Annotated in this window: 8 protein-coding genes and 1 pseudogene; all 9 read right to left on the reverse strand. The window is 72.0% G+C overall.

Features of this window, described 5'->3' with window-relative positions:
* A pseudogene (locus HUV01_RS08715) lies at nt 1–195 on the reverse strand (type II secretion system protein GspL); the annotation flags it as partial.
* Nucleotides 192–1,205, reverse strand: coding sequence for a type II secretion system minor pseudopilin GspK (gene gspK / locus HUV01_RS08720; RefSeq protein ID WP_174297899.1), 1,014 nt, complete (start codon nt 1,203–1,205; stop codon nt 192–194). The pseudogene HUV01_RS08715 and the gene gspK, both read right to left, overlap by 4 nt.
* Nucleotides 1,192–1,926, reverse strand: coding sequence for a type II secretion system minor pseudopilin GspJ (gspJ, locus tag HUV01_RS08725; protein ID WP_254606514.1), 735 nt, complete (start codon nt 1,924–1,926; stop codon nt 1,192–1,194). The genes gspK and gspJ overlap by 14 nt, the downstream gene beginning before the upstream one ends.
* 44 nt (nt 1,927–1,970) lie before the next feature.
* Complete coding sequence (gene gspI / locus HUV01_RS08730) at nt 1,971–2,372, reverse strand: type II secretion system minor pseudopilin GspI (protein ID WP_174297901.1); 402 nt, start codon at nt 2,370–2,372, stop codon at nt 1,971–1,973.
* Nucleotides 2,365–2,988, reverse strand: a complete 624-nt coding sequence (locus tag HUV01_RS08735) for a prepilin-type N-terminal cleavage/methylation domain-containing protein (protein ID WP_174297902.1) — start codon at nt 2,986–2,988, stop codon at nt 2,365–2,367. The genes gspI and HUV01_RS08735 overlap by 8 nt, the downstream gene beginning before the upstream one ends.
* A 1-nt stretch (nt 2,989) precedes the next feature.
* The gene (gene gspG / locus HUV01_RS08740; RefSeq protein WP_302480036.1) at nt 2,990–3,451 is read right to left on the reverse strand and encodes a type II secretion system major pseudopilin GspG; all 462 of its coding nucleotides are present in this window, start codon (nt 3,449–3,451) and stop codon (nt 2,990–2,992) included.
* A 138-nt stretch (nt 3,452–3,589) separates the two neighbouring features.
* On the reverse strand, nt 3,590–4,813 hold the full coding sequence (gspF, locus tag HUV01_RS08745; RefSeq protein WP_174297904.1) for a type II secretion system inner membrane protein GspF: 1,224 nt from the start codon (nt 4,811–4,813) through the stop codon (nt 3,590–3,592).
* A gap of 93 nt (nt 4,814–4,906) precedes the next feature.
* The gene (locus tag HUV01_RS08750) at nt 4,907–6,493 is read right to left on the reverse strand and encodes a GspE/PulE family protein (protein ID WP_174297905.1); all 1,587 of its coding nucleotides are present in this window, start codon (nt 6,491–6,493) and stop codon (nt 4,907–4,909) included.
* The gene (gspD, locus tag HUV01_RS08755; protein WP_174297906.1) at nt 6,490–8,763 is read right to left on the reverse strand and encodes a type II secretion system secretin GspD; all 2,274 of its coding nucleotides are present in this window, start codon (nt 8,761–8,763) and stop codon (nt 6,490–6,492) included. The genes HUV01_RS08750 and gspD overlap by 4 nt, the downstream gene beginning before the upstream one ends.
* Nucleotides 8,764–8,889 lie beyond the last annotated feature (126 nt).

Below are 8,889 nucleotides of genomic sequence, written 5' to 3' on the forward strand. Positions count from 1 at the left end.
CTGCGCGGCGCTCCGGTCGGGCAGTTGCGCCCAGTGCAGCGTCACCATGTCCGCCGGCGGCACCGCCACGGTCTCGCCCTCCGGATCGATCGGCGGCACGCCCTCGCCGCGCGCGACCACGCGGTCGCCGGCGAGCCGCCACCAGCGATAGCCTTCGTCGCCCGACGGCAGGAAGAGAAGGGTGGTGTCGCTCACGAGTCCTCCCCCCATTGCCGCGAAACGAGCCGCGGCGGAAGCCGGGTGGCGTCGACCAGCGCATGTTCGCGCAGCCGCGTGACCCCGCCCAGGCCGACGTCGATGTCGAGCGTGAACCAGCGGGTGAGGACGCCGGTCCTTCCCTGCGCCTCGCCGGTGTTGGCGCCGCCGGCGAGCGCCGCCTGCTTCCAGAAATCGCCCACCGACGCGAACCCCTGCGGCGGTCGCGCGACCAGCGCCGTCTGCGCCTGACCCACGCCGATCGTGTCGGGCGCCAGCATCGCCACCAGCGGCGCCTGTTCGGGCAGCAGCGTGTCGATGTTCAGCGTCGAGGGTCGGGGCACCGGCAGCGTGCAGATATAGGGGCGCAGCGACGCGTAGATCGCCGGCGTCACGCCTGCCACCGCCCGCAGCTCGCTGGGATCGGCCATCAGCGTGTTGGCGGTGCGATAGGGCTGTTCGCCGTCGGCGTAGCGCCCGTCCTCCGCGCCGCCGGGCAGCTCTACCGCGTCGGTGTCGATCCAGTCCGCGGTCGCCGCGGCGATCGTGTCGGCGAGCTGGCCGGGCGTGCCCTGCGACCGGATCAGCCGCGCGAACTCGGCCATCTGGCCAGGGGCGGCCCGGTAGGCGCCGGCGGCCGGCCCGTCGGTGACCTGGGTGACGAGGCCGTTGAGGTTCAGGCAGTTGCCGCCATCGGTGACGCGCGCGGTCGCGATGCCGCCGGGCAGCGGCAGCGAGAACGGGTGCCCGCTCCAGCCGCCCGCCAGCGTGATCCGGTCCGGCTGCTGCCGGAGCAGGCCGTCGATCCGCACGATCGCCAGCGTCTCCGCCGCCAGCGCATAGGCGCGCGCCTGTTCGGTCGCGGCGGCGTTGCCCGCGATCCGGGTGGACAGGCGCAGCTTCTCCAGCCCCGCCGCCGCCAGGACCGCGATGATCGCCACCATCAGCAGCACGGTGAGCAGCGCGGCGCCGCGTTCCCGGTCGGGATGGCCGCGCTCAGCCCGGGGCATTGGCGGTTCCGGCGGCTGTTCCGGCGGCGGTTCCGGGGGTCGTGGCGGCGGGAGGGGCGCCATAGCCGGTGCCGACGAGGAACAACGCGCGATACGTCCTGCCGTCGTCGCGCAGCAGCGCCAGTTCCATCGCCTGCGGCAGCGCGACCCCGCCCGCCCCGTCCCACCGATCCGTCCACGCACCCGCATAGCGATAGCGCAATGTCGCGGCGCGGACGTGCGCCAGCAGCACCGCGGGCGCGATCGGCGCGGCGCCGTCCAGCTCGGGCGAGGCGATCCGAAGCAGCGCACCGTTCTCGACCCGGTACTCCACCTTCTGAAGGCTCGGGCGAGGCGCCGCGTCGAGGTTGCTCCAGCTGCCCCGCACCAGCCGCAGCATCGGCACGACACCGGACCCGCCCCCGCCACCGCTTCCGCCTCCACTCTCGCCCACGAAGGCGGGCAGCGGCACGCCGTTCGCATCGCGCACCGGCCGCACGAGCGCCTGCGCGCAGTCCGCCGACAGCACCGCGACCGTCCGCTCCAGCCCCGACAGGTCGTCGAGCCGCGCCGCGCCCGCGCCCTGCGCCCGCACGCTGAACCCCAGCAGCGCGACCCCGGCGGCGGCGAGGATGCCGAAGATCATGAACGCGACCATCAGCTCGACCAGCGTGAAGCCGTGTTCAGCGGAACGCCTTGGATACCCGAAGCCGTGTTCGGCGGAACGCCTTGCGCCTCTCAAGCCGGGGTTCGACGGACGGAAGTTGGAGGACACCGGGCCGGCGATCACGTCGTCGCGACCGCCGGCGGGCGGATCATGGTGATCCGGCCGAGTTGCTGCCCGCGCGGATCGACCACCGTCACATCGATGCGCAGCACTCGCGGGTCGCCGGTAGGCGACACCAGCCGGGTCCACGTCCAGTTCCGACCGCCCTCCGCCGCGATCCCGCCGCCAGACCCCAGCGTCGGCGGACGGGCATCGGTCATCGCCTCGATCGCGACGTTGCGCGCGACCAAGTTCGCTTCCAGCGTGCGACCCAACGTGTCGGTCGAGCGGATCGTCGCCCCTTCCAGCCGGAGCAGCGCGAGCGCGGCGATGCTGAACACCGCCAACGCGACCATCACCTCGATCAGCGTGAACCCGGCGTTGCCGGCGGTCGGGCCGGCCGGGGCGCGGCGTCTATCCATCGACCTGCACGCCGCCGTCGACGGCGACCCTGACGTGCATCGTGTAGCGCCCGCGCACCAGCGGCACGTCCACCGGACGGTCGGCGAGGCCGGTGTCGTCGAACACCAGCCGCTCCCGCCCTCCCGCCGCCGCGATCGTCGCCCGCGTACCTTCCTGCCATTGCGCGACCCGCAAGGCGGCGTCGCCCATCGCCACCCAGCGTCCGCCAGCGCGCTCGTCGAAGCCATAGCCGCCGGGGGCCACCCAGATGGCGATCGGCCGGCCGGCGACGATCGCGGCGTCGTGCGCGGCGCGCACCCGGTTGGCGAAGACATAGGCCTCGTCCGCCAGCCGGCCGTGCCGGTCGGGTATCGCCAGCACCGCCGCCGCCGAAGCGATGCCGATGATGGTGAGCACGATCATCAGCTCGACCAGCGTGAAGCCGTGCTCGGCGGAGCGCACAAAGGACATGAAGCCGTGCTCGGCGGAACGCCTCGGAGGCGTGAAGCCGTGTTCGGCGGAGCGCACGAAGGACGTGAAGCCGTGTTCGGCGGAGCGCACGAAGGACGTGAAGCCGTGTTCGGCGGAACGCCTCGGGGACCCGAAGCCGTGTTCGGCGGGGCGGTCCGGGGTCACGTCACTGCCAGCTGCCGATATCGGCGTCCGGCCCCTCGCCGCCGTCCTTGGCGTCGCGGCCGAGCGTCCATACGTCGGCCTCGCCGTGCTGGCCGGGCGATGCGTAGAGATACGGGTGGTTCCACGGATCCTGCGGCACGATCCGCCCCTTAAGGTAGCCGCCCGCCTGGTAAGTCGCGGGGTTGCCGCCGGGCGGCGCGCTGACCAGCGACTGCAGCCCCTGCTGCGTCGTCGGATAGCTGCCGTTCTGGAGCTTGTAGATGTCGAGCGCGGCGCCGATCGTCGAGATATCCGCCTTGGCCCGCACGGCGCGCGCCTTGTCGCCGCTGGGGAACACGTTGATCGCCACGATCGCGGCGAGCAGCCCGATGATGACGATCACCACCATCAGCTCGACCAGCGTGAAGCCGTGTTCGGCGGAACGCCTCGGAAACGTGAAGCCGTGTTCGGCGGAAGGCCTCACGGGCGCGAAGCCGTGTTCGTTCTTCTCGTCACCCCGGGCTTGAGCCGGGGTCCCGCTTGTTTCTCGCGCCGCCGGAAAGGCAGCGTGACCCCGGGTCAGGCCCGGGGTGACGGAAGGATCAGTCATCTTCGTTCTCACTCACTGTCCCGCCAGCGTGTTGAGCTGCAGGATCGGCAGCAGGATCGATAGCACGATCGTGGCGACGATACCCCCCATCAGCACGATGATGACCGGCTCCAGCAGCGCGAGCGCGGTGGCGGTGAAGCGGTCAAACTCGCGCTCCAGGTAATCCGCCGCGCGCTCCAGCATCTCGTCCAGCCGTCCCGCCGCCTCGCCCGATGCGGCAAGATAGGTCAGCAGCGGCGGGAACACGCCCGCGCGCCGCATCGCCGCCGACAGCGATCCGCCGCCCCTGATCTGCTCGACGATCTCGTCCGACGCCGCGCGCAGCCGCCGGTTGTGGATCGTCCCGCCCGTCAGCACCAGCCCGTCGAGCAGCGGCAGCCGGCTCGCGACCATCGTGCCGAGGGTCCGCGCCATCCGCGCCGCATGCAGGTCGCGCAGCAACCGGCCGAGCAGCGGCAGCCGCAGCAACGCGGTGTCGAACGCCAGCCGGAGCGCGGGGTCCTTCAGCAGCCGCCACGCGGCGACCCCCGTGCCGATGAGGACCAGCAGCATCAGCCACCACCAGCCGACCAGCAGGTCGGACAGACCGATCACCATGCGCGTCAGCCATGGCAGCTGCTGTCCGACGCTGTCGAACTGCGCCACCACCTGCGGCACGACGAACATCATCAGCGCGGTGACGACACCCAGCGCGACGACCGCGAGCACCGCGGGATAGGCGATCGCGGTGACGAGCTTGCCCCGGATCTCCGCCTGCCGCTCCAGCAGCACCGCGAGCCGTTCCAGGATCTCGGGCAGCGACCCGGACCGCTCGCCCGCCGCGACCATCGCCCGGTACAGCGGCGGGAAGCTCCTGGGCTCGCGGCCCATCGCATCGGCCAGGCGACGACCCTCGACCACGCCGGCATGGACCTGGGCGACGATGGCCTGCACCCCCTCCTGCTCGGTCTGGCGGACGATGGTGCGCAAGGACTCCTCCAGCGGCGAGACGCGGTTGAGCGTCGCGAGCTGGCGGGTGAACAGCGTCAGCTGTTTGCCCGACATCCGCGCGCGCGCGAGCTGAAGCCCGAACAGCGGCCGCGAGCGGGGCGGCGGCGGCGATCCCGGCTCGATCCGGACGACGTACAGCCGCTTCCGGTCGAGCGCGGCGCGGGCGTGGTCGAGGTCGGCGGCGGCGACATGCCCCCGCGTCTCGTTGCCGCGCGTATCGATGGCGAGATAGTCGAAGTCAGCCATCTACTTAATCCCTCTCCCCTTTATGGGAGAGGGAGGGAGGCGCGCAGCGCCGGAAGGGTGAGGGGGAGTGAAAAGCAGGTCGCCGCACTGCCCTCACCCTTCCCACTCGCCTTCGGCGAGCGGGCCCCTTCCCTCTCCCACAAGGGGAGAGGGAGAAGAGACCACCGTGTCCGTCGCATCCCGCCGCGACACGCGCACCGCCTCCTCCGCCGTCGTCTGCCCCACGCGCACCAGGTCGCGCGCCGCGGTCGCGAGGCTGGGGGAGCGGGCGAAGGCGTGGGCGGCGATCGCCGCCTCGTCGCCGCCGTCGTTGATGAGCCGGCGGACCGTCTCGTCCACGCGCACCGCCTCGAAGACGCCGATCCGACCCTTGTAGCCGGTGTGCGAACAGCCGTCGCAGCCGGCGGGCTCGTACACGGTCGCCTCCGGCTCGATGCCGAGCAATGTCGCGACCGTATCGCCCGCGCGCACCGGCCGCCGGCAATCGGGGCACAGCCGCCGCACCAGCCGCTGCGCGATCACGGCGCGCAGCGTCGAGGCGAGCAGGAACGGCTCAACCTTCATGTCGCGCATCCGAGTGATCGCGCCCGGCGCGTCGTTGGTGTGGACGGTCGACAGCACCAGATGACCCGTCAGCGACGCCTGCACCGCGATCTCGGCGGTCTCGCGGTCGCGGATCTCGCCCACCATCACCGTGTCCGGATCCTGCCGCAGGATGGCGCGCAAGCCTGCGGCGAAGGTCAGGCCGACCTTGGGATTGACCTGCGTCTGCCCCACCCCGTCGACCGCGTATTCGACCGGATCCTCGACGGTCAGGATGTTGCGGCTGCCGTCGTTGAGCAGGCGCAGCGCGGCATAGAGCGTCGTCGTCTTGCCCGAGCCCGTCGGCCCGGTGACGAGGACGATGCCGTTGGGCTCGGCCAACGTGTCGGTCAGGAGCTTGAGGAGCGCGGGCTGGAAGCCGAGCGCGGGCAGGTCGATGCCGGCGTTCTCCTTGTCGAGGATGCGCAGCACCACCCGCTCGCCCGCCCTGGACGGCAGCGTCGAGACGCGCACGTCGAGCAGCTTGCCCCCCAGCGTCAGCCCCATTCGCCCGTCCTGCGGCACCCGCCGTTCGGCTATGTCGAGCCTGGCCATCACCTTCACGCGGCTGACCACCACGGGCGCGACGTGCGGCGGCATGCGCAGCGTCTCGCGCAGCACGCCGTCGATCCGCATGCGGACGACGAGGCCGCTCTCGTACGGCTCGATATGGATGTCGGACACGCCGTTGCGCGCGGCATCGGCGATGACGCCGTTGATGAGGCGGATGGCGGGCGCGTCGTCGGCGGTGTCGAGCAGGTCCTCCGCGGTCGGCAGGTCGCCCGCCAGCAGGTCGAGCTCGTCGCCCATGCCGACCGCCGCCATCGCGGTCGCCTGACCGTCCATCGCGTAGCGGTCCGACAGCAGCCGGTCGAACGCCGCCTGCGGGACCACGCCGACGCCGAACGGCCGGCCCAGGAAGCGGCGCACCTCGATCAGCACCTTGGGGTCCGCGCCCTCGCGCAGCGCGATGCCCGGCACCCCGTCCACGCCGCCCTGGTCCACCACCACGCCGAACCGGCGCGCGAAGCCATAGGGGATCGCCAGCTGCGGCAGCGGATCGGGCAACGCCGCCGTCGTGCCGCGCGGATCGCTCACTGCCGGTCCCCGGACCCGGCCTGCGACCCCGGGGCGCTCCCCAGCGGCCGCGCGACGGGCAGCGCGCTCGTCGGCGTCTCGATGTTCCCGCGCATCGGCGCGGGCGGGGTGGGCGGCGAGGCGTTCACGTATTCGCGCACCAGCTGGTCGATCGACGGTTCCACCCCCGGCTGCGCCTCCCCCTCCAGCGAGCGGAGATAGCCGTACCGCTGCTCGGTCAGCCGTCGGCTGTCCTCCGGCGTTCGCAGGATCGTCGGGCGGATGAACACCATCAGGTTCGTCTTGGTTCGCGACCGCGCCTTGGAACGGAACAGATTGCCCACGACCGGAAGGTCGCCCAGCACCGGCGTCTTCTCGATCGTCCGCCGTTCCTCGTCCGACAGCAGCCCGCCGATCACGACGATCTGCCCGTCGTCGATCGTGAAGGTGTTCTCGATCGCCCGCTTGTTCAGGATCAGCTCCTGGTTGCCCGCCGATACCGGCCCGGCGATCGAGCTGACCTCCTGGCGCAGGTACAGCTTTATCGAGCCCGACGAGTTGATCTGGGGCTTCACGTCGAGCTGGATGCCGACGTTCTCGCGCTGCACCGTGCGGAACGCGTTGTCGGAGTTCGCGGACGCGAGCGACACCGCCTGGCCGGTGGTGATCGGTATCTCCTGCCCCACCAGCAGATGCGCCTGCTGGTTGTCGAGCGTGATGAGGTGCGGCGTCTGGAGCAGGTTGGACGCGGTGTCGGTCTTCACCGCGTTGACGATCGCGCCCAGGATCGTGCTGCCGAACTTGCCCGCCGCGCCGACGAAGCCGCCGCTGGACCCCAGGATCGAGGACAGCGCCGACTGCGCGAGCGTGTCGCTGATCGTCGAGTTGGTGGAGGTGGTGACGGTGGCCCCGTTGATCGTCGTCGTCGTCGTGTTGAGCTGGCGCGCGCCGATCGCGCCGGCGATCGTCAGGAGGTTGGGCACCGCGTTCGAATAGCTGGTCGCCGCGAACGCGCCGCCGCTCAGGTTGCCGAGCAGCACCTGCGCGCCGAGCTGGCTGGCGACGGCGTCGGACACCTCGGCGACGACCGCCTCCACCTCCACCTGCTCGCGCCGCGTATCGAGCTGACGGATCACGTCGGCCAGCTGGCGCTGCACCTCGACGGGGCCGGCGATCACGATGGCGTTCGCGCCGGCGAAGCGCGTCACCACCGCGGCCGTCCGCCCACCTTGGGTCTGGACCGCCGCGGTCGATCCGTTCGCCCCACCGCCGCCGCCTGGGGCGCTGGCGGCCTGCTGCTGGAACACCGGCTGCTGTATGACCCCGGCGCCGGTCCCGCCGGCGGAGCCGCTGGCCGATGCCTGGGAAAAGCTGCCGCGCGACAGCGTCGTCTGCGGGATCTGGTCGGGCGTCTGGCCGACGAGCTGCTGGAGCACGGGCAGCATCTGCTCGGCGTCGGCGTTCTCCAGGAACACCACCTTTATCTCCGTGCCGTTCCTGGCCTTCTGGTCGAGCTGTTCGGCGATGCCCGCCAGCCGCGCGACGGTCCGGGGATCGCCGCGCAGCAGGATGGAGTTGGAGCTTTCCACCGCCGACACGGTCGTCGTCAGCCCGCCGCCGCCGTTCGCGGCCGCTCCCGCCGCGCTACCTCCCCCGCCGCCGCCGCCGCCCGATCCGGCGAAACCCTGCAGCGCGGCCGCTATGTCGCGCGCGCCGGCGTTGCGCAGCGTCACGACCCGGCTCGCCTGGTTGTCGCCGTCGATGCGGCGCAGGACCTCGCGCACGCGGCGCACGTTGTCGGCGAAGTCGACGATCACCAGGGTGTTGCCCGTGCGGTTCGCCGTCACCGAACCCTGCTGGCTGACGAGCGGGCGGACCGTGTCGAGCGCGGACGCCGCGTCGATCGAGCGCAGCCGCACGATATCCGTCACCAGGCTGTTGCGCGCCGCGCCCGCGGTGCCGACCCGCGTCGGTGCCTGGGCGGCGTTGTCGATCGGCTGGATGCGGAGCGCGCCGTTGCCCGTCGGCACCGCGACCAGCGCGTTGGCGCGCAAGGTCGACAGGAACACCTCGAAATACTCCGACCGGCTGAGCGGATGGTCGGTGACGACCGTCACCTTGCCCTGCACCCGGCCATCGATGATGAAGGTACGCCCCGTCACCCGCGCGGCGTCCGCGATGAACGCGCGCATGTCCGCGTCGCGCACGTTGAGCGTGGTCTGCGCCACCGCCCGTAACGGGACGGCGACGGGCGCGAGGACCAGCGCGGAGGCGAGGAGGATGCGCCTCACTTGGCGGGCGCGATCGGGATCGACAGCGCGGTCGGCTGGCCGCCGCGCTCCACCGTCACCGGCAGCACGCCGCCGCTCGCGAAATCGCTCGCGATCCGGTCGAGGTCGGCGGGGCCGGTCGCCGGA

It is taken from the genome of Sphingomonas bacterium (assembly GCF_903643035.1).
Lineage (GTDB): Bacteria > Pseudomonadota > Alphaproteobacteria > Sphingomonadales > Sphingomonadaceae > Sphingomonas.